The following is a 25394-nucleotide window of genomic DNA, read 5'->3' as shown; positions in this document are numbered from 1 at the left end:
GCTCATCCGCCGTCGGTCGTCGCCCTCGGCAGGGTCTTCTCATGGCTCCGCCGTCCCGCGCCGCGCGCCCGTACCCCGATGCCTGCGGCGTTCGCGGCCGAGTGCAGGGAGCGGAGGGCGACGAGGAGGAAGCCGAGGTCGTCGAGGTAGACGGGGTCCGGGACGAGGTCGACCGGCGAGATCGTGTAGATCACCGCGGCCCAGAACAGGGCCTTGGACCGGAGCGGGATCCCGGCGTCGGTGAGGAGTCTGCGGGCACGCACGACGCGTACGAGCAGGACGGCGGCGACACCCATGGTGAGCAGCGCGACGACGGCGCCGATGACGAGCCAAGCGGTGAGGTCCATGGCTCATCGTGTACCCGCTCGCGGTCCGCGCACGGCATCCGGACGGTAACAGCCCGCCCCGGCCCGGCCCTCGGCCCGCGCCTCCGGCCCGTTCGCCGACCCCGTTCCCCGGCCCGTTCCTCAGCCGCGCTGCCCCGCCTTGCGGCGGTCGCGGCGCTTGAGCGCGCGGCGTTCGTCCTCCGCGAGGCCGCCCCACACCCCCGCGTCCTGGTTGTTGTCGAGGGCCCATCGCAGGCACTGCTCCCGTACGGGGCAGGTGCGGCAGACCGCCTTGGCGTCCTCGGTCTGGACGAGTGCGGGCCCGGTGCTCCCGATCGGGAAGAAGAGGTCCGGGTCCTCCTCGCGGCAGGCCGCTCGTGTGCGCCAGTTCTCCATGGTTCCCACTTCCGGTGGCCGGTTGCGTGTTTTCGTCTCCGGTTGTCGGGTGACCGACAGCCGGGGACCGAAACCGGCTACCACCGAAAAGTTGCCTCCGGGGGGCGGTGCAGGGCGAGCAGCGCCTGGTCGTCCTGCGGGCGGTCGCCGGTGTGGCGGCGGACGTCGCGGATCAGCGCGTCGAGGATCTGCCCCGGTGCGACCGGGTCGCCCAGGGCGATGCGGCGCCGGGCCAGGACCGGCAGCCGCTGGGCGGCGTCGTAGAACGTCCCCGCGCTGTCCCGGGACTCACTGACGCCGTCGGTGTAGAGGACCAGGGTGGCGCCGGGCGGGAAGGCGAAGGTGTCGATGGGCGCGGTCCACTCCCGCAGCGCGCCCATCCCCAGCGGGGGCGCCTCCTCGGAGGGTTCGAGCAGGGTGGCGGTGCCCTCCACGTCGAGCAGCACCGGCGGCGGGTGCCCCCGGTTGACGATGCGTACGGACGACAGGTCGGCGGCGAATTCGGCGAGCAGGCCCGTGGTGAACCCTTCGGCCCGTTCCAGTCCGCCGCGGCGGTCGCCCTCCCGGGTGAGGGCCCGTTCCATGGCGCGGGCCAGGGCGGAGAGGTCCTCGGCCTCGTCGGCGGCGTACCGGAAGGCGCCGAGGTCGGAGCAGACGGCGCTCACCGCGCCGAGCCCTTTGCCCCGGACGTCCCCGATCAGGGCGCGGACGCCGTGCGCGGTGTGCTGGACGACGTAGAGGTCGCCTCCGATGAGGGCCTCGTCCTCGGCGGGGACGTAACGAGCCGCGACCCTCAGGGAGCCGATCCGTTCGGGCGGGTCGGGGAGGACGGCGCGCTGGGCGACGGCCGCCACCTGCCTGGCGCGCAGGGTGTGCGCGTACTGCCGCTCCAGCCTCCGGTTGATGAAGAGCGCCAGCACGGTCACGGCCACCAGGGTGAGCTGGTTGGCCACACCGCGGCGCCAGCCGAAGGTGCCGTCGACGCGGGCGAGGAACGCGTGCACGGCCATCGCCGTGATCCCGGTCAGGATGATGCCCCGGGGCCGCAGGAGCGGTCCCGCGAAGACGGGTGCGGCGATGAGCAACGGCGCCGAGGTCACCTCGTGCGGGGTGAGCAGGTCGACGACGACCGCCAGCACGATGACGCCGGCGGGGATCCACAGCACACTCCTCGACTGCACCACTCCCCCACGCTGCACGCCCCGCCTCCGGTCCGCATCCCGGCGGGACGCGATCGGGCGGTGCCGTCCGGGGCGGAGGCCCGGCCGGGATCAGCGCTCTGCGTAGGGCACTGGCCAAGACAAGAAGGATCCATCAGGGGCTTTCACATGAATTGCCCCGATACGGGCCCGTCAAGAGTTTCCCCGCCTTGGCCCAGAGCCGATGCGGGCGGATAGGGTGAGCGATCCGGTGCACCGGCCACGGGGGCGAACCCGCAGGCATGTGTCTGGTGACACCTTGTACGAGACCCGAGCGCCTTCAGGGGGAAGGCGCCGCGTGGCCCCGACGGAGGATTCGGACAACCGTGGACGCGCAAGGCCGTGGGCGGGCGGACGACATCGACCCCGCAGACCAGTGGGTGCTCAACCCGAGCACCGGCGAGTACGAGCTGCGCTTGACCCCTTCCGCACCGCAACCGGGCCGCACGGGTGTTCCGAGCCCGCGGGGGCCGGTCCGGGGGGAGGGCGGCGGCGCCGGGCGGACGCGGACCGGGCCGGAGCTGGACACCCCGGCCCCGGGCCGTACCAAGTCGCCCGCCGGTCTTCCGTCGCCCCGCAGACGCCGGGGGGCGCCCGCCGAACCGCCGGGGCGCCGGGGGGCGCGGAACAAGCGGAAGCCGCGGACCAAGCGCGTACTGCTCTGGACCGGCGGCACGATGGCTTTCGTCCTGGTCGCCGTGTCGGCCGCCGGCTACGCCTACCTCAAGCACCTCGAGGGCAACGTCACGACCACGGACGTGGGGAACGCCGGGGCCGCGGGCTTCAGCAAGGACAAGGCCTTCAACATACTGATCATCGGCACCGACAAGCGCACCGGCGTCGGCAACGAGGGCTACGGCGACGCCGGGAGCGTCGGCCACGCCGACACCAACATCCTGCTGCACGTCTCCGAGGACCGGACGAACGCGACCGCGCTGAGCATCCCGCGCGACCTCATCGTCGACGTACCGGACTGCCCGACCAAGCAGGAGGACGGGACCGAGAAGATCGTGCCCGGGACGCAGCACGTCCGCTTCAACACCAGCCTCGGCCAGGACGGCCGCGACGCGGGCTGCACCATGCGCACGGTCAAGGCGACCACCGGCATCACGGTGGACCACTTCATGATGGCCGACTTCAACGCGGTGAAGACGCTGACGACCGCGGTCGAGGGGGTCGACGTGTGCCTCGCCAAGGACGTCGACGACCCCGACTCGCACCTGAAGCTCGGCAAGGGGACGCACACCATCCAGGGCGAGCAGGCGTTGGCCTTCCTCCGTACCCGGCACAGCTTCGGCAACAAGGGCGACCTCGACCGCATCGGGGTGCAGCAGCAGTTCCTCGGCTCGCTGATGCGGAAGATGTCCTCCAGCGACACGCTCACCAGCCCCACCAAGCTGGTGAAGCTCGCGGAGGCGACCACCAACGCGCTGACCGTGGACACCGGCATCGGCAAGCCGAGCACGCTCAAGGACATGGCGCTGGAGCTGAAGAAGGTCCCCCCGAAGAACATCTCCTTCACCACGGTGCCGGTGCTCGACAATCCGGAGGAGCACCCCCCGGTGACGGTGATCCTCAACGAGGCGGCTGCGCCTCCGGTCTTCCAGGCCGTCGCCGACGACGTCTCCCTCACCGAGGTGAAGCAGAAGAAGAAGGAAGAGGCCGCCTCGGTCGCCGCCCGCCTGAAGGGCACCCAGTCCGCCGCGGGCGACGTGCGGGTACGGGTCCTCAACGGCGGCGCCGAGGACGGCTCGGCGGGGAAGACCGTGGAGTGGCTGCAGAACGAAGTGGGCGTGGCCAAGTCCGAGAACGGGGCCAACGCCCCGGCGAAGCTCGCGAGGACGACGCTGGAGTACGCCCCCGACCAGGCCGACCAGGCCCGCAAGCTCGCCGCGCTGATGGGCCTGTCCGGATCGGCGATGAAGCCGGGGAAGAGCGTCGTCAACGCCCAGGGCATGCCCGCCATGACGCTCACCCTCGGAAAGGACTTCAAGGGTGCGGGCGTCTTGCTCACCGCCCCGGTGAAGCCGCCGAACGTGACCAAGTCGACGGCCGACCAGGCGAAATGCGCGGAGTGACCGGCTGACAAAACGGTCCGGCACACGGATCCGGTCCGCCTGCCGGACCGGCGGGCGCGGGTCGGCAGAACGGGCGGCCGGCCCGCGGAACACTCGGCCCGTTCACGCGCGGCGGGTCGAGCGGTCCGGTCGGGCAGGCCGGACACCACCCGGCGGTCGGGCGGATCAGGCGGGCTCGGTGCGGCACTCCGGGTGGCCCCAGCCCGCCGGGTTCTTCGCGATCATCTCCTGGGCCGCGTACGGCTTGCCGCAGCGGCACCGCCCGGCGAACTTCGCGCGGATCGTCGCCCCCGTACGGGCTGTGCCGGTGGAGGCCTTCGCCGTCTTCCCGGGCGCGCTCTTCACCGCCCGGGACGGCGCGGGCTCGGGCAGGGCGGCCGTCCCGTGGGCCGTGCCGGCGGGCAGCTGCGACACCGCCGCCTCGCTCGCCGCCTGGTCCGCCAGCGCGTTGAGCGGGTCCCCGCCGACCTGGTGGGCGGGGACGTACTGGAAACGCACCGCGCGGCCGGTCAGCAGCTCGTCGATGCGGACGACCAGCTCCTGGTTGGCGACCGGCTTCCCGCCCGAGGTCTTCCAGCCGTTGCGCTTCCAGCCCGGCAGCCACTTGGTCACGGCGTTCATCGCGTACTGCGAGTCCATGCGCACCTCGACCGGCACCGAGGGGTCGGTCGACTCCAGCAGCGAGCGCAGAGCGGTCAGCTCGGCGACGTTGTTGGTGGCGGTGCCCAGCGGTCCCGCCTCCCAGCGCTGCGGGCGCCCAGCCGCGTCCGCGACCACCCACGCCCAGGCGGCAGGCCCGGGGTTGCCCTTCGACGCCCCGTCACACGCGGCGATGATGCTCTCGTCCATACCCCGATCATGCCAGCCTCCCGAGGCGGCTCCGGCCGCGCGTACCCCTCCCGGGCCCGTGGGCCGACAGCGGTCAGGGCACGATCGAGTCGACGTACCCGCCGTCCACCCGGACCGCCGCACCGGTGGTGGCGGAGGCCTGGGCCGAGCTGAGGTAGACCACCAGGTTGGCGATCTCCTCGGGTTCGATGCGCTGGAGCAGTGACTGCGGCCGGTGCAGGCGCATGAACGCGCGCTGCGCCTCGTCCCAGGGCAGGTCCTTGTCCACGAGTTCGTAGACGAACTTCTCGACGCCTCCGGTACGGGTCGGTCCGGCGATCACCGAGTTGACCGTCACCCCGGTTCCCGCCGCCTCCTTGGCGAAGCCCCGGGAGACCGCGAGCAGCGCGGTCTTGGACATCCCGTAGTGGATCATCTCGGCGGGGACGACGAGTGCCGAGTCGCTCGCGATGTTCTGCACCCGCCCCCAGCCCCGGCCGGTCATCCCGGGCAGATAGCGGCGGATCAGCCGGACTGCGCTGAGGACGTTCGTGTCGAAGTACGTCCGCCATTCCTCGTCGGTGATCTCCAGCGGCGGGCGCGCCCCGAAGATGCCGAGGTTGTTGACGAGCACGTCCGCTTCGGGTACGGCCCGCTGGAGCCGATCGGCCCCTTCCTCGGTGACCAGGTCGCAGGCGACGGTCTCGACGTCCGCGTCCGGCACCCCGTCCCGCAGGGTCCGCACCGCCGACTCCAGCCGGCCTGCGTCGCGCCCGGTCAGCACCACGGAGGCGCCCGCGGCGGCGAGGCCGGAGGCGATGGCGAGGCCGATCCCCTGCGAGGATCCGGTGACGACGGCCTTCTTGCCCGTCAGGTCGATACGCACCTCGTGGTCCTCTCCGCCGGTTCGGGTGCCTGAGTGGCACCGTGTCCACCGTCGCACCGCGCCGGGCGGACCGCTTCCGGAACGGGGTGCGAGCGGAGCGGGCCCGGCGCGTCCGCGCGACAGGGCCCGGCGGCGGGCGCGACGATGAAACCCGTTGACCTCAATAATGGTTGAGGTCCTATGTTCTTGTCCTACGGGCCCCCCGCGGGCCGTCCGTCGGTCGGAAGAACCCGGAGCCCCTGCATGGACATGGAATTCACCGCCTGGTCGTCGCTGCACAGTGTGATGAACGCCGAGCGCGACCGCCGGCCGTTCTCCGGGGCGACCCTGCGCCGCATCGCCGGATTCGCCCGCCCGCACCGCGGCCGGCTCGTGCGGTTCCTGGCCGCCAGCGTGGCGGGAGCCCTGCTCGCGGTGGCCACACCGGTCCTCGCGGGCAAGGTGGTCGACGCGATCGTACGGGGCGGCCGGAGCGACACCGTCGTCCGTCTCGCGCTGCTCATCGCGCTCATCGCGGTGGCCGACGCGGCTCTCGGGCTGCTCACCCGCTGGCTCTCGTCCAACCTGGGCGAAGGGCTCATCCTGGACCTGCGGACGGCCGTCTTCGACCACGTCCAGCGGATGCCGGTGGCCTTCTTCACCCGTACGCGTACGGGGGCGCTGGTGAGCCGCCTGAACAGCGACGTCATCGGGGCCCAGCGGGCGTTCAGCAACACCCTCTCGGGCGTGGTCGCCAACGTCGTGACGCTGCTCCTGACGCTCGCCGTGATGCTCGGCATCTCCTGGCGGATCACGCTGCTCGCCCTGGTGCTGCTACCGGTGTTCGTCGTACCGGCCCGTCGCCGGGGCGCCCGGATGGCGTCGCTGCAACGGGAGGCCGCCGCGCACAACGCGGCGATGGCGACGCAGATGACCGAGCGCTTCTCGGCGCCGGGCGCCACCCTCGTCAAGCTGTTCGGGCGGCCCGCCGACGAGTCCGCCGAGTTCGCCGCCCGGGCCCTGCGGGTACGGGACATCGGCGTCCGGACGGCCATGGCACAGTCCGGCTTCATCACCGCCCTCACCCTGGTCTCCGCGCTGGCGCTGGCGCTGGTCTACGGCCTCGGGGGCCACTACGCCCAGCAGGGCACGCTCGAACCCGGCGCCGTCGTCTCGCTCGCCCTCCTGCTGACCCGCCTGTACGCCCCGCTCACCTCGCTCGCCGGCGCGCGGGTGGAGGTGATGAGCGCCCTCGTCAGCTTCGAGCGCGTCTTCGAGATCCTGGACCTGAAGCCGCTGATCGCCGAGAAGCCGGACGCGCGGCGGGTGCCGGACGGGCCGGTCTCGGTGGAGTTCGACGGTGTCTCCTTCGGTTACCCCTCAGCCGACAAGGTCTCCCTCGCCTCGCTGGAGGCGGTCGCCACGCTCGACGACCGCGGCGGCGCCCAGGTCCTGCACGACGTGTCCTTCGCGGCGCGGCCGGGCCGGATGGTCGCCCTGGTCGGCTCGTCGGGGGCGGGGAAGTCGACGATCGCGCAGCTGCTCCCCCGGCTGTACGACGCCGACGCGGGGGCCGTCCGGCTCAACGGCGTGGACGTCCGCGACCTGACCGCCGACTCGCTGCGCGAGACGATCGGCATGGTCACTCAGGACGGGCACCTGTTCCACGAGTCGGTCCGGGCCAACCTGCTGCTGGCCCGGCCGGAAGCGACCGAGGACGAGATCTGGGACGCCCTGCGCCGCTCGCGGCTCGACGGTCTGGTGGCCTCGCTCCCGGAGGGCCTGGACACGGTGGTCGGGGAGCGCGGCTACCGGCTCTCGGGCGGCGAACGGCAGCGGCTGACCATCGCCCGGCTGCTGCTGGCCCGTCAGCGCGTGGTGATCCTCGACGAGGCGACCGCACACCTCGACTCCACCTCGGAGGCGTCGCTCCAGGAGGCGCTGGCCGAAGCCCTGGAGGGCCGGACGGCGCTGGTGATCGCCCACCGGCTCTCGACGGTGCGCGCGGCCGACCAGATCCTGGTCGTCGAGGCGGGGCGGATCGTGGAACGCGGCACCCACGAGGAGCTCCTCGCCGCCGGGGGACGGTACGAGGAGCTGTACCGCACTCAGTTCGAGCGCCCGGACACCGCGCCGCACGCGGTGGGGTGACCGGGCGTGCGACGGCGGGCTTTTGGGCGCGCGGCCCGGAAGCCCGCCGGTCAGCCCAGGCCCAGCTGGTGGGTCGCCGCCCGGACCGTCTGGTCGAGCAGCACGGCGATCGTCATGGGCCCGACGCCGCCGGGCACCGGGGTGATCAGCCCGGCCCGTTCGGCGGCGGACTCGAAGTCGACGTCGCCGACGTTGCCGGGGTTGTACCCCGCGTCGATCACCACGGCACCGGGCTTGATGTCCGCCCCGGCGATGAAGCGCGGCCTGCCGACCGCGGCGATCAGCACATCGGCCTCCCGCAGGTGGGAGGAGAGGTCGGCGGTGCGCGAGTGGCAGTACGTCACCGTCGCGTCCCGGCCGAGCAGCAGCAGGCCGGCCGGCTTGCCGAGGATGGCGCTCCGCCCCACGACGACGGCGTGCTTGCCGGCGAGACCGACCTCGTACGCGTCGAGCAGCCGCATGATGCCGCCGGGGGTGCAGGAGACGAAGCCGGGCAGGCCGAACCCCATGGCGGCGAAGGAGTGCATGGTGACGCCGTCGACGTCCTTCTCCGGCGCGATCGCCTCGAACGCGGCACGCTCGTCGATGTGGGGGCCCACCGGATGCTGCAGGAGGATGCCGTGCACCCCCGGGTCCTCGGAGAGCTCCGTGACCGCCTCGACCAGCCCGGCCGTGGAGATCGAGGCGGGCAGGGCCACATGCCGTGACTCGATGCCGGCCTTCTCGCACCGGGCGCGCTTCATCCGTACGTAGGTCACCGACGCGGGGTCCTCGCCGACGAGTACCGTCGCGAGGCACGGTGCCGTCCCCGTCCGCCGCCGGATGGAGGCCGCCGAGGCCGAGGCCTCCTCGACGGTACGCCGGGCGAGGGTGGTGCCGTCCATGAGGCGGGCTGTCTGTGTCCGGGCCACGTGCTGCTCCTGAGCTTCACGGTGGAGTGCCCAGGCGTACGGCGGCGACATGATGTCAGGCCGCTCCCCGGTGGTACCCCACCTGAACGCCAGTCACGGCCCGCTCGTCACCCTAGACGATGAGGTCGCCCCACGTCCCCGGTCCCGGTCGACCGCTTCCTCCGGACCGGCGAGAGCGGGCCGGCAGCTTGGCGAGGATCCGGGGGAACCGCCGGCGTTCGGCCACGGTCGGCGCCCGGAACGCCTCGTCCAGGCACGCCGGGACCGTCCCCGGCCCGGCGAGCCGTTCGCCCCGCGTCACCCGCGTCCGGCCCGCACCCCGCGTACGAGCCGGGCGGCACCGCTCACCGCGCGGCCCTCCCCGCTCCGGCGCAGCACCGCACGGCCGCAGCCGCGCCACTGCGAGGGCGGCACCGGGCTGCCGGGTCCGGTACGGGTGAGCAGGGCGTTCACCGAGGTCATCGGATCGCCCGCCGCCGCCTTCGCCAGCAGGACTCCGGCGACGAGCGGGAGGAGAGCCCCGGCCAGGGCGGAACCGGCCACGGTGACGTGGCGGATGCGGACACGGGGGCGGGGGTGCGGTTCGGTGGGCATGGTCCCATCCGACCAGCGGCGCCGGGCCCTGGGATGCGCAGGAGTACTCAGCCGGACGCGACCGTGTACTCAGCGAGGTCGGCGCTCTACCCGGCGCCCCCGAGGTCGACGTACGCGGCCACGGGCAGGTGGTCGCTGCCGGTCGCGGGAAGGGTCCGGATGCCGGTGACGCGGACGGACCGCGCGAGGACCTGGTCGATACGGGCCACCGGGAAGGAGGCGGGCCAGCTGAACGCGGCTCCGGAGCCAGGGGCGTCCAGGTGTGCGCGGAGCGGGCCCAGTCCCCGGTCGTCCACGGTGCTGTTGAGGTCGCCGAGCAGCAGGACCCGCTCCAGCGGTTCGTGCCGGACGACGGTGGCGAGGAGCGCGGCGCTCTCGTCCCGGGGGCCGGAGCGCAGGCCGGTCGCGCCCAGGCGGATGGATGGCAGGTGGGCGACGTACACGGCGAGGTCGCCGTCCGGGGTGTGCGCGGTGGCCCGCAGGCCCCGGTTCCAGCCCTCGGCGATGTCGTGCGGCCGGATGTCCACGGGGCGCACGTCGGTCAGGGGGTAGGCCGACCAGAGCCCCACGGTGCCGCTCGCTCCGTGGTAGGGGAAGCGCGACGCGAGGGCCCGCGCGTACACGGGCAGGGCCTGCTCGGTGAGTTCCTCCAGCGCGACGATCCGCGCCCCGCTCCGGTTCAGGGCCGCCGCCGTCCCCGCCGGGTCGGCGTTCTCGTCGCTGACGTTGTGCTGGACCACGACCAGGCCGCCGGAGTCGTCCACCCCCGTGAGGCAGAGGCCGCCGAACCGGACGCCCCAGACGAGGGCGGGCAGCAGCGCGGCCACCACGGCCACCGGTGCTCTGCGCAGCAGGCCGGCGCAGAGCAGTACCGGCACCGCGAGGCCGAGCCAGGGCAGCAGGGTCTCCAGCAGGCTGCCCAGTCGGCCGGGGGTGTTGGGGACCAGCCGGGGCGCGGCGAGCAGGGCGGCGACCACCGCGGCGAGCGCGGCGCCCGTCTTCCCCCGCCCGGAGCGGTGCCACCTCCGGGGGGCCGGGGCGGACGGTACGGCCGGCAAGACGCCCGGGGGCGCGGGTGCGGGGGTCTCTGCCGGTTGCATCGCTCTCCTCGGTCCGTACGGCATCGCCGGAGCCCTGGGCCCCCACGGGGTGGCCGGTCCGGCGTACGACGCCGTCCTCCGGTACCGGGTCGCACCGGAGGACGACGCGGCCGGGCTCCCTCCGGTTCCGCCGGGGCCGGTACCCCGTCGTGAACGGCGGAATCGGAAAAGCGCTCTTCTCGGACCGGTGGCCGGTCCGTTCGGCCGAATGGACCGGTTTCGCGGAACGCCGGGCGGCCACCACCGCGCACGCGAACGGCGTCCCGTGCGCACCCCTTCCCGTGTTCTCTCTCACGGAAAAGGCTTTACGCACGGAAGGTCCTGCACGGGCGGACCGGACGGACAAGCGGAGCACTCAACGGCGAAGGGTCAGAAAGCATCTCCCGCACTCCACACCCCCGTACCCCCGTGCCCCCGCACTTCCGCACTTCCGCACTTCCGCACTTCCGCCGGAACGTTTCCTCACGCGCGGGCCCCTGGCGCGCCCGGAGCATGCGAACAGGTCCGCGACGTGCGGCATTCGGGTCCGGCACGGCCGGTCGCACGCGCGAGTCATCCACACATTCCGGCTGACTGTCTGTCAAAGTGCAGTTCGGTTTAACTCATTTTCCACTCTCGCGCGAAAGCGCGAAACGAACAAACCTGCCCGGAAGGGTGAGCGCTCAGCACCGCTCACCGGAAACCGAACAGAACGCATGTGCACACCTCCTCGGTCGGCATCCGGCTCTTTCGACCGGTCGTGCGGAGGGTGGGTACGAAAACCGCCGAAGGCGCCGCGAGAACGTCACCCCGGAGCAATTCTGTTGAAGATTCTTCATCTCGTTCAGCCTGTGGAGGGCGGTGTCGCCCGGGTCGTCGCCGATCTCGTGCGGGCGCAGGTCCGCGCCGGACTTCGGCCCGTCGTCGGGTGCCCGCCGAACGGTCCGCTGGCCGCGCTGGCGTCCGCCACGGGGGCGGAGGTCCACGGCTGGCGGGCCGTACGCGACCCCGGCCTCGGGCTGGCCCGCGAGATCGCCGGAGCCCGGTCCCTGGTCCGGGAGCACCGCCCGCAGGTGGTGCACGCGCACAGCGCGAAAGCCGGTCTCGCGGGCCGGATGGCGGTACGTGGCCGGATTCCGACAGTGTTCCAGCCGCACGCCTGGTCGTTCGAGGCGGTAGGCGGTGGTACCGCGGCCTCCGCGATGAAGTGGGAGCGTTTCGGGGCACGTTGGGCGGACCGGGTGCTCTGCGTCAGCGATTGCGAACGCCGGGCGGGCGAACGCGCGGGCATCGCGGCCCGCTGGTCGGTGATCCACAACGGCATCGATCTCGGCCACTTCCGGCCGGCCGGGCTCCGGGAACGGGCCGCCGCCCGCACCGCCCTCGGCCTCCCCGACGGGCCGCCCCTGCTGGTCTGCATCGGCCGCCTCTGCCGGCAGAAGGGCCAGGACGTCCTGCTGGAGGCGTGGCGCGCGATGCGCCCGGGGACCGGCCGGCTCGCCCTGGTGGGCAGCGGTCCCGAGGAGGCCCGGCTGCGCGAAGCGGCCCCGTCCGACGTGCTGTTCGCCGGGACGGCCGACGACGTCCGCCCCTGGATCCACGCGGCCGACGCCGTCGTCCTGCCCTCGCGGTGGGAGGGCATGGCCCTCGCGCCGCTGGAGGCGATGGCGTGCGGCCGGCCGGTGGTGATGACCGACGTGGCGGGTGCCCGGGAGAGCCTGCCGCCCGGACAGGGCACCCACTGCCTCGTCCCGCCGGACGACCCGGCGGCCCTGGCCACCGCGCTCACCGCCCTGCTGTCCGACCCCGAGCTCCGTACGGAGCTCGGCCGCGTCGCCCAAGTCCACGCCCGTGCGGCCTTCGACGTGCGCAGGACTGCCGCGGAGGTCACCCGCCTCTACCAGGAACTAGTCCACCCGTCCGGCACCACGACGAGAGAGCGCACCGAGCGATGACGACGGAGAGTGCATCACTCCCGGGCACTGCCCGGGGGACCACGCTGCCCCCTGCTTCTTCCACCGTCCATCGGCCACGCGGCGGCCCGGTCCGGCGCTACTCCGAACCGGTCGTCCGGCAGGTCCACCGGCACCGGCTGACCGTGCTGCTCATGGGTGCGGACGGACTCGTGGCGCTGCTCGCCCCGGCGGTGGGCCCCGCCCCCCGCTGGCCGGTCGCCGTCTTCGCGTTCCAGGCGACGGCACAGATGCTCCTCCATTCCTCCCGCGGCCTGTACCGGCCCCGGCTGTCCCGCTCGGCGGCGGCCGAGTTCCCGGCGGTCCTCGGGCTGACGCTGCTCCAGTGGTTCGTGACCGCCGAGACCCTGACCACGTACGACACCCGCTACGCGATCGGCTGGACCACACTGCTCTGCGCGGTGGGGGTGCAGACGCTCTTCTGCTGCGTCGCACGCGGTGTGCTGTACCGGGCCGGTGCGCGGGCCGGGGCCCGCCGCCCCCGGCCCGCCCTCGTCGTGGGATCCGGACCGCTCGCCCGCGGTGCCGCGACCGCGCTGCGGGACCGCACCGAGTACGGCCTGCGGGCCGTGGGCCGGGTCGCGCTGCGCGCGGCGGACGCGGGCCCGGCGGCGGACGACGGAGCGGCGGGCAGGACTCCGGTGCTGCGCACCCGGGAGGAGGTGGGCCGGACCGTCGTCCGCGAGCGGGTGGGGCACGTGCTCTTCACCGAGCACCCGGCGGCGACCCCCGAGGGCACCGACCTCTTCTCCCTCCTCGCCGGGCACGGCTGCCGCATGTGGCTGATCGAGTCTCCGGCGACCGGTGCGATGCCGGAGCACCGCCCCGCGCGTCCGGACCATCTGTGGGGGTACTCGGCACACCGCCTGCTCGTCGCGCGCCGCCACCCCTTCTCGCACGCGGCCAAACGCGCCATGGACATCGTCCTCGCCTCCGTCGCCCTGCTGGCCGCCTCCCCCGCGCTGTTGGCCTGCGCGTGCGCGGTACGGCTCTGCGACGGGCCGGGGGTGCTCTTCCGGCAGGAACGACTCGGCCTGCACGGAAGGCCGTTCACCCTCCTGAAGTTCCGTACGCTCCGGCCGGCCGACGCCCACGAGTCGGCCACCCGGTGGAACGTCGCGGGCGACCGGCGGATGAGCGCGGTCGGCAACGCGCTCCGCCGTACCTCGCTGGACGAACTGCCACAGTTGTGGAACGTGCTGCGCGGGGACATGAGCCTGGTCGGACCGCGCCCCGAACGCCCCTTCTTCGCGGCCCGGTTCAGCACCGTCCACCCCGGCTACCAGGCGCGTCACCGGATGCCCGTGGGTATCACCGGGCTCGCCCAGGTGAACGGTCTGCGCGGCGACACCTCGATCGAGGACCGCGCCCGCTTCGACAACCGGTACATCGAGACCTGGTCACTCTGGCAGGACGTGTGCGTGCTCGCCCGCACCGTCCTCTCCCTCTTCCGGTGCGGAGGCAGCTGAGCATGACACCCCCCACGACCGAAGCCCCGGTCGCACCCGCGCCCGTCACGTCGCGGGCGCCCGCCGCGCCACCGGCCCCACCGGTGAAGGCGGCACCGCCCCCCGGGGCGCTGGACCTCTGGACCCTGCTGCCGCTGGTGGCGACCGTCCTGCTGCTCGCCCTCCCCGTCCCCGGCGCCGGAACACCCGCCTCGCAAGGGGCGCTTCCGGCCGACCTCGCGTCGGGCGCGGCGGTGCTGTGCTGTCTGGGGCGGCTGCTGGCCCGGCGGGTGCGCCCGCTGCCCGCGGGCGCGGTGCTGATCGCCGGTCTCACGGTGACCGGGCTCGCCGTGGCGACCGTCACCGCCTCGGACCCGGCGGCGGCGCTCCCCGGCCTCGTCCGCTACCTCCAGGTCTTCGTCCTCGTGCCGCTCGCCGTGTGCCTGACCATCCGGGACGCGCGCGGTTTCCGGCTCCTGACCGCGGCGCTCGTCCTGCTCGCCCTGGTCCAGGGGTTCGTCGGAGTACGCCAGTTCGCCACCGGCACCGGAGCCTCCTACATGGGCGAGGAGGTCCGCGCGGTGGGGACGTTCGGCCCCGGCGACATCATGGGCATGGCGACGGTCGTCGGGTACGGGCTGCTCGCCGCCGTCCCGTACGCGCTCTGCCCGTCCGCGTCCGTCCGCCGCTGGCTGCGTCCCTGCGCGCTCGTCGTCACCGCCGGACTGGTCGTGGCGCTCGCCGTCTCCTTCAGCCGGGGCTCGTGGATCGCCACGGCGCTGGCCGCGCTCACGGTCGTGGTGCTGACCGGGCGGCGCACGGCGACCCGGTCGCTGCTGGTCCTGGGTGCGCTGTCGGTGGTGCTGGTCGGCGGGTTCGGCGTCGGCTCCGACATGGTCCGGGAGCGGCTCTCCAGCGTCACCGACGTGGCGCGGGCCCCCGACCGCTCCGTCAACGACCGGTACGCCCTGTGGGAGGCCGCCGGAAGCATGTGGCGGGAGCGCCCGGCGACCGGCGTCGGCCTCAAGGGCTTCCCGGAGTTCCGCGACGGGCACGCCTCGGTCGGCCTGTCCTCCGGCAGCGACACGGAGGGGGCCGGTCAGGAGTTCCGCAGGCAGGCCCTGCTGTCGCCGCACAACATGTATCTGCTGGTCCTCGGGGAGCAGGGGCTGATCGGGTTCGTCACCGTCGTGGGCGGCTGGCTGGCGGTGCTCGTGGCGTCGGTGCGCGCCCTCTTCCTCGCCCGTCGGCGGCGGGCCGGAGCGATCGACTGCGGGCTGGTGGCCGTGGGGCTGGTGGTGTGGCAGACCATCGATTTCCTGTACTCGGACATCGGCGGGCCCACGACCGTGCTCACGGGCGTCGTGCTGGGGCTGGGAACGTGGTGGGCGCTGACCGCCCAGGACGAGGCGGCCTCCGCGTGAGCGACACCACGACCGGGGCCGGTCCCTCCGCCGGGCCGCCGCCCGGGGCGGAGGGGCCCGGCGTGGCGGCACCCCGCCGGGCGCCCCGCCCCGAGCCGGGGGCGCCGGTGTCCGGGGGGCCGGCGGGCGACGCCGTCGCCACCGAGGAGGACGCGTCCCGCCGGACCTCTCCGGTGCTGTCGCGGTTCCTGGCCCGCGCCGCCGCCGCGACGGCGGGGCTGACGCTGGTCGGTGCCGTGCTGGGGCTGCTCCGCGACCAGACCGTCGCCCACCTCTTCGGCGCGGGCGGCGACAGCGACGCGTTCCTGGTCGCCTGGACCGTCCCGGAGATGGCCGCGACCCTGCTCATCGAGGACGGGATGGCACTGCTGCTGGTCCCGGCGTTCAGCCAGGTGCTGGCTCGCCGGGCCGCCGAGGCCGGTGCGTCCGGTCCCCCCGAGGAGCCGGTCCGCGCGTTCGTGGCGGCGACGCTGCCGAGGCTCTTCACCCTGCTCGCCGGGGGCGCCGCGCTGCTGTTCGCGGGCGCCCCCTGGGTGGTCGGGATGCTGGCCCCCGGGCTGGCGGATCCCCGGCTGGCCGTGGACTGCACCCGGCTGACCGCCGTCACCGTGCTCACCTTCGGGGTCACCGGATACTTCAGCGCGGCGCTGCGGGCGCACGGGAGTTTCGGTCCTCCGGCCGCCGTCTACGTCGCGTACAACGTCGGCATCATCGCGACGACCCTGGGTCTGCACGCGGTGTGGGGGGTGCGGGCGGCGGCGGTCGGGGTGGCGGCCGGCAGCGTCCTGATGGTCCTGGTCCAGGTCCCCTCCTTCTGTTCCCGGGTCCTCACCCGGGAACGCGGCGGGTACGCGAAGCTTCCACAGGCCGACGGCACCGCCGTACCCGGCGCCCCCCGCTCCGCCCCGCGGCTGCCCGGCGTCGCCGTGCTCGCGCCCGTTCTGCTCTTCGTGGTGAGCCGTCAGGCGCAGGTCCTGGTGGAGCGGTTCCTCGCCTCCACGCTGCCCGCCGGTTCCATCTCGCATCTGAACTACGCGCAGAAGGTCGCGCAGATGCCGATGGTGCTGTCGTTGATGATCTGCACGGTGACCTTCCCGGTGGTCGCGCAGGCGATGGCGGACGGCGACCGTGAGGGCGCCCGGCTGCGGGTCGAGCGCGATCTGGCGCTGGCCGCGCTGGTGGTGCTGCTCGGCACCGCGATGGTCGTCGGGTACGCCCCGCAGATCATCGAAGTCCTCTTCCAGCGCGGGGCGTTCGGCGCGGAGGACACCCGGGCCACCGCCGGGGTCATGCGGGTCTACGCGCTCGGCCTCCTCGGCCACTGTCTGGTCGGCGCGCTCGGCCGGCCGTTCTTCTCCTCCGGGCGCCCCACCTGGTACCCCGGTTTCGCGATGGCGACGGGGCTGGTCGTCACGACCGGTACCGGCTTCGCCGTGACGTACTCCTACGGCGTTCTCGGCATCGCCGCCGCGAACGCGGTGGGGATCACCGTGACGGCTGCGCTCCTCCTCCAGGGGCTCGGCTCCCGGGTGGTCGCCATCGAGGTACGGGCCGTGAGCCTGTCCCTCCTGCGGCTGACGGTGCCGGCCGCCCTCGCCGCCTCGGCCGGCTGGGCATCGGCGGGCGTCGTCGCCGATCCCCTCCTGGGCCTCGCGGCGGGATGCGTCCTCGTACCCTCCGTCTTCCTCCTCACCGGACGCGTGTGCCGGGTTCCCGAAGTCGTCCATCTCCTGGCCCTGACCCGACAGAGGTTCATCCATGGCAACTGACCCGTCGGCGCGAGTCTCCGCGCCCCGCTCCTCCCGCCCGGCCGCCCGGCCGTGGATCTGGACCTACCACTCGGTGGGCGACCCCACGGACGACCCGTACGGGATCACCGTCTCCCCCGAACGCCTGGACACCCAACTGGCCTGGCTGCGGAGCCGCCGGCTGACGGGCGTGGCGGTGGGGACCCTGCTGCGCGCGCACGCCGAGGGCAGGCGCGGACTGGTGGGCCTCACCTTCGACGACGGTTACGCGGACTTCGTGGACGAGGCCCTGCCGCTCCTGCGCCGGTACGGCTTCACCGCCACCGTCTTCGTCCTGCCCGGACGCGACGGCGGTACCAACGAGTGGGACCCGAAGGGGCCGCGCAAGCCGCTCCTGACCCACGCGCAGATCGCCCGGCTCGCGCGTACCGGGATGGAGATCGGATCCCACGGGCTCTACCACCGCGACCTGACGGCACTGCCCGACGGGGAGCTCCACGCCGAGACCCGGCGCAGCCGCGAGCTCGTCCGGGAGCTCACCGGAACGTCCCCGGAGGGCTTCTGCCACCCGTACGGCTACGCCGACAAGCGGGTGCTCGACTCGGTGCGCGAGGCCGGCTACGCGTACGGATGTGCCCTGCAACCCGGCATTCTCGTGGGCGAGTTCGCGCTTCCGCGCACCCATGTCAGCCACGCCGACCAGGGCCTGCGGCTGCGCGCGAAGGAGCTGCGGCACCACATGCGCCACCGGGCGGGACGCACGCCCTCGGGGCCGGTGCCCTCGGGCCCTCTCGCGGAGGCCCGCCGGTGAAGGTCCTGCATGTCATCACGGGCCTGGGCATCGGCGGTGCGGAACAGCAGTTGCGACTGATGATCCGTCACCTGCCGGTCCCGTGCGACGTGGTGACGCTCACCAACCCCGGGGCGGTGGCCGAAGGGCTGCGCGCCGACGGGGTACGCGTCACCCACCTCGGCATGGCGGGGAACCGCGATCTGCGGGCGGTGGGCCGGCTCACCCGGCTCGTGCGCCGGGGAGCGTACGACCTCGTGCACACCCATCTCTACCGGGCCTGCGTCTACGGGAGGATCGCCGCGAGACTGGCCGGGGTCCGTGCCGGGGTCTTAACCGAACACTCCCTGGGGCACGCGGAGATCGAGGGCCGCCCGCTGACCGCCGGTACCCGCGCGCTCTACCTGGGAACCGAGCGGCTGGGGTCCGCGACCGTCGCGGTCTCCCCCACCGTGGCCGGGCGGCTGCGGGAGTGGGGTGTGCCCGAGGAACGCATCCACCTGGTGCCGAACGGCATCGACGCGCGGGCGTTCCGGTTCGACGCGGAGTCCCGGCGCGCCACCCGTGCCCTCCTCGGCCTTCCCCAGGACGCCTTCGTGGTCGGGGGCGTGGGGCGGCTGGTCCCGGGCAAGCGGTTCGACGTCCTCGTGCGGGCCGTCGCGGCGCTGCCCGGCGTGCGGCTGGTGCTCGCCGGGGAGGGGCCGGAGCTCGCGTCGTTGCGGGCCCTGGCCGAGCGGCTCGGCGCGGCGGACCGGGTCAGGTTCCTCGGAGCGTGCGACGCCTCGGGGCCCGGCCCCGACGTGCCCGCGGTGCTGGGCGCGGTCGACGTGTTCGTCTCCGCCTCCCGCGAGGAGTCGTTCGGGCTGGCCGTCGTGGAGGCGCTCGCCTCGGGTCTGCCCGTGCTGCACCAGGCCTGCCCCGCGCTCGACGACCTCCCCGCCGGCAGTTCCCCCGGCGCCCGCCGCATCTCCGGTGACCCCACCGAACTCGCCTCCGCCCTGCGGAGTCTGGCGGATCTCGGCCCCCAGCGTCTTTCCCCGCCCGCCGCCGTCGCCGCGTACGACATCCGGCGCAGCAGCCACCACCTCATGGACGTGTACCGCCACGTCCTCGCCACGTCCCGTCCCCTGGAAAGAGCAGAGTCATGACCGAAACCCCCGCCCAGAACCAGGCCTCTCCCGGACGCACCCGCAGGCTCCGCTCGGCTCTCCGCCCGCCCGTCTGGTGGCCGCTGCCCGCCTGCGCCCTGCTGGGCGCCGCCTGCGGAATCTCCTACGGCCTGCTCACGCCGAAGAGTTACGAGGCGACCGGGTACGCGATGACCGTCGCGGCGACGAAGACCACCGACCCGGCGGCGGCGCTCGGGTACGCGCAGTCGTACGGGCGGCTGGCGACCGGCGACGCGACCCTCGGCTACGCGCAGGGCGCCGCGGGCGAACCGCTGCAAAAGCTGCGGGGCCACGTCCGGGCGGAGACCTCCCCCGACTCGCCGATGATCGCGGTCACCGGCACGGCCCGCCGGCCCCGGCAGGCGGCGGAGATCGCGGACGCCGTCGTCGAGGCCCTCATCGTGAGCGGGGGCCACGTCTCCAAGGACACCGGGGTGAAGCTGATCCAGTTCACCCACGCCGTCGCGCCGAGCGACCCGGCGTCGCCTTCCGTGCCGCTCTCCGCGGCCGTGGGCGGCAGCGCGGGCGGGCTCGTCGGCGGGCTGCTGCTCCTCGTCCGCCGCCGCCCCGAGGAGCAGCCGGCCCCGGCTCCGGCCGCCCCGGTCCCCGGCCCCGCGCACGAGGCCGAGTCCCTGGTGCCCGAGGAGCGGGAGCCCGCGCGATGACACCCCTGCCGAGAGGCTCTTCGAGCGTCACGCTCTGCCGGGACGGCCGGGAGTTCGCCGCGCTCGCGACCGAGTGGGACGCCCTGCACCGGCGCTGCCCGTCGGCCACCCCGTTCCAGAGTCATGCCTGGCTGCACTCCTGGTGGCTGTCGTACGGGCAGGACGCGAATCTCCGGGTCGTCCTGGTGCGGCGCGGCGGGCGGCTGGCCGGCGCCGCGGCGCTGCTGCTCACCCACCGGCCGATGCCGGTGCTGATGCCGATGGGCGGGGCGATCTCGGACTTCTTCGACGTCCTCGTCGACGAGGAGTCCGGGGACGCGGAGGCCGGGGCGGTGGTCGACGCCTTGGCGCGCGGCCTCCACCGGGCCGCCCGCTCCAGCGTGATCGACCTGCGCGAGGTTCGCCCCGACGCCCTGGCGCAGCGGGTCTTCGCCGGCTGGGCCGGGCCCCGCGTCCGGCTCACGGACTCCACCTGCATGGAGTTGCCGGCCGCGCCGCTCGCCACGCTGGCGCAGGAGATGTCGGGATCCCGCGCCCAGCGGGTGCGGGCCAAGCTCCGGAAGGTGGAGGCGCTGGGCGTCGTGTGCCGGGAGGTCCCGGTCGAGCGGGTGGCCACGACGGTCGGCGATCTGCTGCGGCTGCACGCGTTGCAGTGGAGCGGGCGGGGCGTCAACCCCGAGCATCTGCGCCCCCGTTTCGCGGCCCATCTGACGCACGCCACGGGGCGGATGGTCCGCGACGGCGGGGCGACGCTCACGGAGTTCCTGCTGGACGGGGAGGTACTGGCGGCGAACCTGTCGCTGCACGCGGGTCCGCTGACCGGCTGCTACCTGTACGGCGCGCACCCTCTGCTGCGGGAGCGGAAGGTGGACGTGGCGACCCTGCTGCTGCGCGAGGTCTCCCGGCAGGCGGCTGCCGACGGGCGGCGGACGCTGAGTCTGCTGCGCGGCGCGGAGCAGTACAAGAGCTACTGGCAGCCGGTCTCGGTGGTCAACCAGCGGCTGCTGCTGTCCCGGCCGGGGCTCGAACCGGTGCTGCGGCTGCGCGCGGCGCAGGTGGCCGCGCGGGACCGGGCGGCCAGGACGGTGAAGGCGCGCTTCCCCGCGGCGCGGGACTGGCACGAGCGGTTCACCGCGCTGACGGGGGTGGGGCACTGAGCCATCCGGCGGAGCCGTACCCAGAACTTCCGTACCGATCCGTTACCGCCCGCCGCTCCCGGCGTTTGTCAGTCAGTGCGGGGCCGGAAGGCGCCGCAGCTCCACAACGAAACGTTCTTCCATAGGAGTTCTTGATGTCGCGTATCACGAAGGTCGCCGCCGTCCTGGCGGGAACCGGCGCCCTCATCGCCGGCGGTGCCGGCCTCGCCTCGGCCGACGCCGGGGCCGGTGCGGTCGCCGCGGGCTCCCCCGGTGTCGTCTCGGGCAACATCATCTCGGTGCCCGTGCACGTCCCGGTCAACGTCTGCGGCAACACGATCAACGTCGTCGGTCTGCTGAACCCGGCCTTCGGCAACACCTGCGTCAACGGCTCGGCCCCGCAGCCGCTCCAGCACGAGAACGCCTACGAGGGCGACCACGACGCGTACGGTCACTGACCGGACACGTACACGGCGGCCGGTCCCCCCTCCTCATCCCCGGAGGGGAGACCGGCCGCCGTGCCGTCCGGCGCCGTCCGCCGGAACACGCGGGGTCAGGCGTAGCGGTAGACGCGGCTGTGGTCGAGCAGCCCGGACGGCGCGACCCCCCAGGGCGGCAGCGGCTCGTTGCGGGCGAACACCCGGCCGCGTTGCGGATCGTCGCCGCTGAGTTCCCGGGCGGGCAGGTAGCCGGATCCCGGATGGGCCTTCTGCCAGCGGTCCCAGAGCCGGTCGATGAACGCGTGGTGCAGCCAGAAGACCGGGTCGTTCGGGGAGCCGGCCCCCGCCATCACGCCGCCGACCCAGCGGTGCACCTGGTTGTGGTTGCTGATCGCGCGCGCCCCCCGGATGCCCCATCCCTCCACCCGGTTGCGGAAGCCCGTGCGGCTGACGCTGTTCCACGGCTCGGCGTCGTACAGCGGGTCGTTCAGCGCTCCCCGCACGTCCTTCGCGGTGGGCAGGGCCACCGGATCGGCCGGCCGGCCGAAGTCACGGGTCAGGAACAGGTCGTCGGTGACGCCGTTGCTGACGGACCAGTTCCCCTCCCGGTACGCGAAGGGGCCCGTGGTGACCTGCCGGTCCCCCTCCCGTCCGTTGCCGCCGAGGAAGTCCGGTGTCCAGGGCGGTCCCTCCGGCGAGCGGTCCAGGGTCCAGTCCCAGTACGGCACGGACACCGTCGGGTCGGCCTCCCGCAGAGCCCGCTCGAACTCCAGCAGGTACTGGCGGTGCCAGGGAAAGAACGACGGGGTCATGTGTGCCGCGCGCGGCCGGTCCTCCCCGTCGGTGACGTAGAACTCGCGGTGCGTCGCCACGAAGTCGTCGTACCGCCCCGAGCGCTTGAGCGTGAGCACGGCATCGACGAACCGCTTCCGTTCGGTCCGGGTGAGATCGCGCTGGTTCTTTCGCGTGTACACCTTCCACCTGTCCTTCGGTCAGATGCTGTGGGGCGCGGCGGACAGCCGGGCCGTGCCCAGGACGTCGACCGCGGCGCGCGCCGCCGCGAGGGGCGTCGGATGCGACTCGTAGTGGGTGACCGCGGTGAGGCAACTCCCGTCGGCCCGGCGCATGAGATGCAGGGGAACGCCGTCGATGCTGGCCTCGGGGTGGAGACCGGCGCTCGCGGTCCGTACGCCGGGCGCGGCGGTGCCGCCCGGGGAAGCGTCCGCGCGCACCCGGATCGTCCGCCCCCGGTACGTCTCGGTGATCTCCCCCGGTCGCGCGGGTTCGGTGGCGCCGGGGCTCTTTGAGCCGCGGGCGACGATCGGCTCCCAGGCCGCCCCGGTTCCGGCCACGACCCCGACGGCGAAGACGGAGCGCAGCACCCCCCTGCGGGTGGCCGCGCTCCGTCCGCCCACGGGGCCTCGGGTCTTCCTGCTCCAACCCATCTGCGTCCGCCTTCCTGCCATTCCGGTGAGCTTGTCGGTACAGCTGTTCGTCGGTGAAACCGCTTGTCGGTGCGGCTGGTATCGACGCCCATCAGACGGGGTGCGCCACCCTCTGGCCCGTAACGGCTCGCCGTGCCGCCGGTCAATCCCTCAACCGTGGGAAATCCGGGCCGTTCGCGGCCACGTCGGGCCTCGGGTGTGCATGGCCGGGTCAGCATGGGAGTCCCGACTGCCGAAGGTGGTGGACATGAGCGTTCCCGGGCAGGTCCCCGGTGTCCGTGACGAGCGGCCGGAGGACGTCGATCTGGCGGACCCCGCGTTCTGGCGGCTGCCGCGCACCGAGCGGCTGCGGGCGTTCGAGACGCTGCGGGAGCTCGACGCTCCGGTGCGGTTCACCGCGCGCGGCGGCCGGGAGGCGGGGCTCTCCTTCTACGCCCTGGTGAAGCACGCCGACGTCAAGGCGGCCAGCCGCCGCGCGGACGTCTTCGCGAGCGCGCCGGGGGTCACCGTTCCGGAGCCCGCCCGCTGGGCGAAGGCCGTCTTCGGCAACTCCATGGTCAACATGGACGGCGCCGACCACGCGGGGCTCCGCCGGATCGTCTCCCGCGCCTTCACCCCGCGGCTGCTCGGCGAGGCGGAGGAGAACATCTCCCGGGTCACGCGCCGGCTGGTGGACGAGGCGGTGGCCGGCCGCTCCACCGACTTCATGCGGTCGGCGCCCGCGCGTCTGCCGTTCGAGGTCATCTGCGACCTGATGGGCGTCCCGGGTACGTACCGGCCGTGGATCGCCGCCCAGATCGACCACGCGTCGAGCCACGTCGGGGTGGAACGGCGCGGACTGGCCCGGATCCGGGTGCCCGGCCGGGGCCTGCGGTCGCTCGCCCGGATGCAGCTCGTGATGGCGCGCATCGCGCACGAGCGCCGCCGCCGGCCCACCGGTGACCTGATCTCGGCCCTGGTGAGGGCCGACGTGGACGGGCAGTCGCTCGGCGCCCGCGAACTCGGCGCCTTCTTCTCCCTGCTGCTGGTCGCGGGGGTCGAGACGACCCGGAACGCGCTGGCACACGGGATGGCGCTACTGTCCCGGTTCCCGGAGCAGCGCGCCCTGCTGGTGTCCGACCTGGACCGGTACGTCGACGGGGCCGTGGAGGAGATCGTCCGGCACTCGACGCCGATCATCCAGTTCCGGCGGACCGTCACCACCGAGCACGAGCTCGGCGGGCGCACCTTCCGGCCGGGCGACAAGGCCGTGCTCTTCTACGCCTCCGCCAACCGCGACGCCTCCGTGTTCGCGGACCCGGACCGCTTCGACATCACCCGCTCGCCCAACCCGCATCTGGGGTACGGGGGCGGCGGCCCGCACCACTGCCTCGGGGCGCACCTGGCCCGCCTGGAGATGCGGGCGCTCTTCACGGAGGTGCTCACCCGGACCGACACCGCGCGGGCGCTCGGCGAACCGGAGCTGGTGGATTCCAGCTTCGACAACCGGGTCCGCGGTCTGGCACTGACCTTCGATTCCGTCCCGACGCCGTAGGTGGTGTCCGCCCGTGGGGCCGAGCCGCCGCCGGACCGGCCGGACGTCCACCGCTACCGAGGAGCAGCCGTGTCCCGTAGTCGCCGTATCGTCAATCTCTGTGTGGGCACGGTCGCCGCCGGTGTGCTCGCCGTCAGTGGTGCCTCCGGTTTCCGGGTCACCGAGGCGGGTACGGCGGACGGCGCCGGACCGCATGTCGATCCGCGCAGCACGGCGGTCGGTGCCTATCTGGACTACGGCCCCGACGGCGTGGCGCGCATGGCGGAGATGTCCCGGTGGCTCGGCGGGAAGGAGCTGCGCGTCGGGCACAGCTACCTCCCCGGGGACCTCTGGGTGAACATCGAGGGCTCCGTCGACTTCCTGGGCGCGTGGGCACAGTGGCGGCAGGCGCGGAACGACCGGATGTTCGTCCTCAACACGCCGATGCTGGAGCGGAACGAGGAGCGGGTCTCGGACGCCACCGTGCGTCTGCGGCTGCGGTCGGGTGCGGCGGGCCTGTACGACCGGCACTTCCGCAAGCTCGCCGAGCGGCTGGTGGGGCTGGGCATCCCGGACACCGTGATCGTGCTCGGCTGGGAGATGAACGGCACCACCTACGCCCACCGCTGCGGGCCCGACCCGGCGGCCTGGAAGGCGTACTGGCAGCGGATCGTCACCGCCATGCGCTCGGTCGAGGGCCAGCGGTTCCGCTTCGACTTCGCGCCGAGCCGGGGGCGGGACGCGGTGCCCTGGACCGACTGCTATCCCGGTGACGACTTCGTGGACATCGTCGGCATGGACTCCTACGACCAGCCGCCGGGCGAGAACTTCGACGACCAGGTGTTCGGCGAATACGGGCTGCAGAAGCACGTGGACTTCGCCGCCGAGCACAAGAAGCCGATCTCCTACCCGGAGTGGGGGCTCTTCCGCAACGGCGACAACCCCGAGTACATGCGCCGGATGCTCGAATGGATGGATCTCCACCCGCCCGTCTACCAGACGATCACGGACTACTGCCCGCACGGGGTGTGGGGGTGCGACGGGAACCCGGCCGCGTCGAAGCTCTACCGGTCCTTCCTCAGTGACGAGAACCGGCCGCTCCCGGTGGATACCTCCTCCGCGCCGGGACCGGCCGAATGGTGCTTCCCGCTGTCGCTGAGCGACTGGTTCACCGACTGGACGAAGAGCCGGCGGATCTGTGTGAAGCTCTGAGCCC

Annotated in this window: 23 protein-coding genes and 1 riboswitch; of the genes, 13 read left to right on the top strand and 10 right to left on the bottom strand. The window is 73.5% G+C overall.

The genetic code is table 11. From position 1 onward, the window contains the following. Positions 1-2: 2 nt before the first annotated feature. The 3 genes from ACFWEE_RS16885 to ACFWEE_RS16875 form a co-directional block, all read right to left on the bottom strand. Positions 3-347: a YkvA family protein gene (locus ACFWEE_RS16885; protein ID WP_386889834.1), complete on the bottom strand. Its 345-nt coding sequence runs from the start codon at positions 345-347 to the stop codon at positions 3-5. Positions 348-467: 120 nt separating this feature from the next. Continuing rightward, complete coding sequence (locus tag ACFWEE_RS16880; RefSeq protein ID WP_266713001.1) at positions 468-722, bottom strand: WhiB family transcriptional regulator; 255 nt, start codon at positions 720-722, stop codon at positions 468-470. A 77-nt stretch (positions 723-799) separates the two neighbouring features. Continuing rightward, the gene (locus ACFWEE_RS16875) at positions 800-1906 is read right to left on the bottom strand and encodes a PP2C family protein-serine/threonine phosphatase (RefSeq protein WP_386889832.1); all 1107 of its coding nucleotides are present in this window, start codon (positions 1904-1906) and stop codon (positions 800-802) included. A gap of 341 nt (positions 1907-2247) precedes the next feature. Here ACFWEE_RS16875 and ACFWEE_RS16870 point away from each other — a divergent pair, with 341 nt between their 5' ends. Next, positions 2248-3999 (top strand): LCP family protein, encoded by a 1752-nt coding sequence (locus tag ACFWEE_RS16870; RefSeq protein WP_386889831.1) that lies wholly within the window; start codon positions 2248-2250, stop codon positions 3997-3999. A 165-nt stretch (positions 4000-4164) separates the two neighbouring features. Here ACFWEE_RS16870 and ACFWEE_RS16865 read toward each other — a convergent pair whose 3' ends face one another. Both ACFWEE_RS16865 and ACFWEE_RS16860 read right to left on the bottom strand, forming a co-directional pair. Continuing rightward, a complete protein-coding gene (locus ACFWEE_RS16865) occupies positions 4165-4848 on the bottom strand; it encodes a ribonuclease H (RefSeq protein ID WP_386889829.1) in 684 nt (227 codons plus the stop codon). Positions 4849-4921: 73 nt separating this feature from the next. Further along, positions 4922-5713: an SDR family NAD(P)-dependent oxidoreductase gene (locus tag ACFWEE_RS16860; protein ID WP_386889827.1), complete on the bottom strand. Its 792-nt coding sequence runs from the start codon at positions 5711-5713 to the stop codon at positions 4922-4924. A gap of 243 nt (positions 5714-5956) precedes the next feature. On the opposite strand from ACFWEE_RS16860, the gene ACFWEE_RS16855 reads away from it, so the two are divergent. Continuing rightward, complete coding sequence (locus ACFWEE_RS16855; RefSeq protein WP_386889826.1) at positions 5957-7843, top strand: ABC transporter ATP-binding protein; 1887 nt, start codon at positions 5957-5959, stop codon at positions 7841-7843. Positions 7844-7893: 50 nt separating this feature from the next. Here the strand turns inward: ACFWEE_RS16855 and ACFWEE_RS16850 are convergent, their stop codons facing one another. The 3 genes from ACFWEE_RS16850 to ACFWEE_RS16840 all read right to left on the bottom strand — a co-directional run bounded on the left by ACFWEE_RS16850 (position 7894) and on the right by ACFWEE_RS16840 (position 10448). Then, positions 7894-8727 (bottom strand): bifunctional 5,10-methylenetetrahydrofolate dehydrogenase/5,10-methenyltetrahydrofolate cyclohydrolase, encoded by an 834-nt coding sequence (locus ACFWEE_RS16850; RefSeq protein WP_386889903.1) that lies wholly within the window; start codon positions 8725-8727, stop codon positions 7894-7896. Positions 8728-8775: 48 nt separating this feature from the next. After that, positions 8776-8861: riboswitch (ZMP/ZTP riboswitch) on the bottom strand. 190 nt (positions 8862-9051) lie between these two features. After that, on the bottom strand, positions 9052-9348 hold the full coding sequence (locus tag ACFWEE_RS16845; protein WP_386889824.1) for a hypothetical protein: 297 nt from the start codon (positions 9346-9348) through the stop codon (positions 9052-9054). 86 nt (positions 9349-9434) lie between these two features. After that, entirely contained in the window at positions 9435-10448 is a 1014-nt protein-coding gene (locus ACFWEE_RS16840; RefSeq protein ID WP_386889822.1) for an endonuclease/exonuclease/phosphatase family protein, read from the bottom strand. An 830-nt stretch (positions 10449-11278) separates the two neighbouring features. Here ACFWEE_RS16840 and ACFWEE_RS16835 point away from each other — a divergent pair. The 9 genes from ACFWEE_RS16835 to ACFWEE_RS16795 all read left to right on the top strand — a co-directional run bounded on the left by ACFWEE_RS16835 (position 11279) and on the right by ACFWEE_RS16795 (position 21238). Beyond that, positions 11279-12382 carry a glycosyltransferase family 4 protein gene (locus ACFWEE_RS16835; RefSeq protein WP_386889901.1) on the top strand — a complete coding sequence of 368 codons (1104 nt, stop codon included), beginning with the start codon at positions 11279-11281 and terminating at the stop codon, positions 12380-12382. Further along, on the top strand, positions 12379-13869 hold the full coding sequence (locus ACFWEE_RS16830) for an exopolysaccharide biosynthesis polyprenyl glycosylphosphotransferase (RefSeq protein ID WP_386889820.1): 1491 nt from the start codon (positions 12379-12381) through the stop codon (positions 13867-13869). The genes ACFWEE_RS16835 and ACFWEE_RS16830 overlap by 4 nt, the downstream gene beginning before the upstream one ends. Positions 13870-13871: 2 nt before the next feature. After that, positions 13872-15272 carry an O-antigen ligase family protein gene (locus ACFWEE_RS16825; protein ID WP_386889818.1) on the top strand — a complete coding sequence of 467 codons (1401 nt, stop codon included), beginning with the start codon at positions 13872-13874 and terminating at the stop codon, positions 15270-15272. Further along, positions 15269-17041 carry a murein biosynthesis integral membrane protein MurJ gene (gene murJ / locus ACFWEE_RS16820; RefSeq protein ID WP_386889816.1) on the top strand — a complete coding sequence of 591 codons (1773 nt, stop codon included), beginning with the start codon at positions 15269-15271 and terminating at the stop codon, positions 17039-17041. Before ACFWEE_RS16825 ends, murJ begins: the two co-directional genes overlap by 4 nt. Next, a complete protein-coding gene (locus ACFWEE_RS16815) occupies positions 17031-17831 on the top strand; it encodes a polysaccharide deacetylase family protein (protein ID WP_386889815.1) in 801 nt (266 codons plus the stop codon). The genes murJ and ACFWEE_RS16815 overlap by 11 nt, the downstream gene beginning before the upstream one ends. Next, complete coding sequence (locus ACFWEE_RS16810) at positions 17828-18958, top strand: glycosyltransferase (RefSeq protein WP_386889813.1); 1131 nt, start codon at positions 17828-17830, stop codon at positions 18956-18958. Before ACFWEE_RS16815 ends, ACFWEE_RS16810 begins: the two co-directional genes overlap by 4 nt. Further along, on the top strand, positions 18955-19644 hold the full coding sequence (locus ACFWEE_RS16805) for a lipopolysaccharide biosynthesis protein (RefSeq protein WP_386889811.1): 690 nt from the start codon (positions 18955-18957) through the stop codon (positions 19642-19644). The genes ACFWEE_RS16810 and ACFWEE_RS16805 overlap by 4 nt, the downstream gene beginning before the upstream one ends. Further along, complete coding sequence (locus ACFWEE_RS16800; RefSeq protein ID WP_386889809.1) at positions 19641-20801, top strand: GNAT family N-acetyltransferase; 1161 nt, start codon at positions 19641-19643, stop codon at positions 20799-20801. The genes ACFWEE_RS16805 and ACFWEE_RS16800 overlap by 4 nt, the downstream gene beginning before the upstream one ends. A gap of 134 nt (positions 20802-20935) precedes the next feature. Continuing rightward, a complete protein-coding gene (locus tag ACFWEE_RS16795) occupies positions 20936-21238 on the top strand; it encodes a chaplin (RefSeq protein WP_386889807.1) in 303 nt (100 codons plus the stop codon). 95 nt (positions 21239-21333) lie between these two features. On the opposite strand, the gene ACFWEE_RS16790 is transcribed toward ACFWEE_RS16795, so the two are convergent. Together ACFWEE_RS16790 and ACFWEE_RS16785 are read right to left on the bottom strand one after the other, a co-directional pair. Next, positions 21334-22194, bottom strand: coding sequence for a tyrosinase family protein (locus ACFWEE_RS16790; RefSeq protein WP_386889805.1), 861 nt, complete (start codon positions 22192-22194; stop codon positions 21334-21336). An 18-nt stretch (positions 22195-22212) separates the two neighbouring features. Beyond that, complete coding sequence (locus ACFWEE_RS16785; RefSeq protein ID WP_386889803.1) at positions 22213-22665, bottom strand: tyrosinase family oxidase copper chaperone; 453 nt, start codon at positions 22663-22665, stop codon at positions 22213-22215. Between the two features lie 247 nt (positions 22666-22912). On the opposite strand from ACFWEE_RS16785, the gene ACFWEE_RS16780 reads away from it, so the two are divergent. After that, the gene (locus tag ACFWEE_RS16780; RefSeq protein WP_386889801.1) at positions 22913-24199 is read left to right on the top strand and encodes a cytochrome P450; all 1287 of its coding nucleotides are present in this window, start codon (positions 22913-22915) and stop codon (positions 24197-24199) included. A gap of 69 nt (positions 24200-24268) precedes the next feature. Next, complete coding sequence (locus tag ACFWEE_RS16775; RefSeq protein ID WP_386889799.1) at positions 24269-25390, top strand: glycoside hydrolase family 26 protein; 1122 nt, start codon at positions 24269-24271, stop codon at positions 25388-25390. The last annotated feature ends 4 nt before the right edge of the window (positions 25391-25394 follow it).

Source organism: Streptomyces sp. NPDC060184 (assembly GCF_042728795.1).
Taxonomy (GTDB): Bacteria; Actinomycetota; Actinomycetes; order Streptomycetales; family Streptomycetaceae; genus Streptomyces.
Note: the sequence above shows the minus strand (reverse complement) of the source record. Positions and strands in the feature narration are given on the sequence as shown.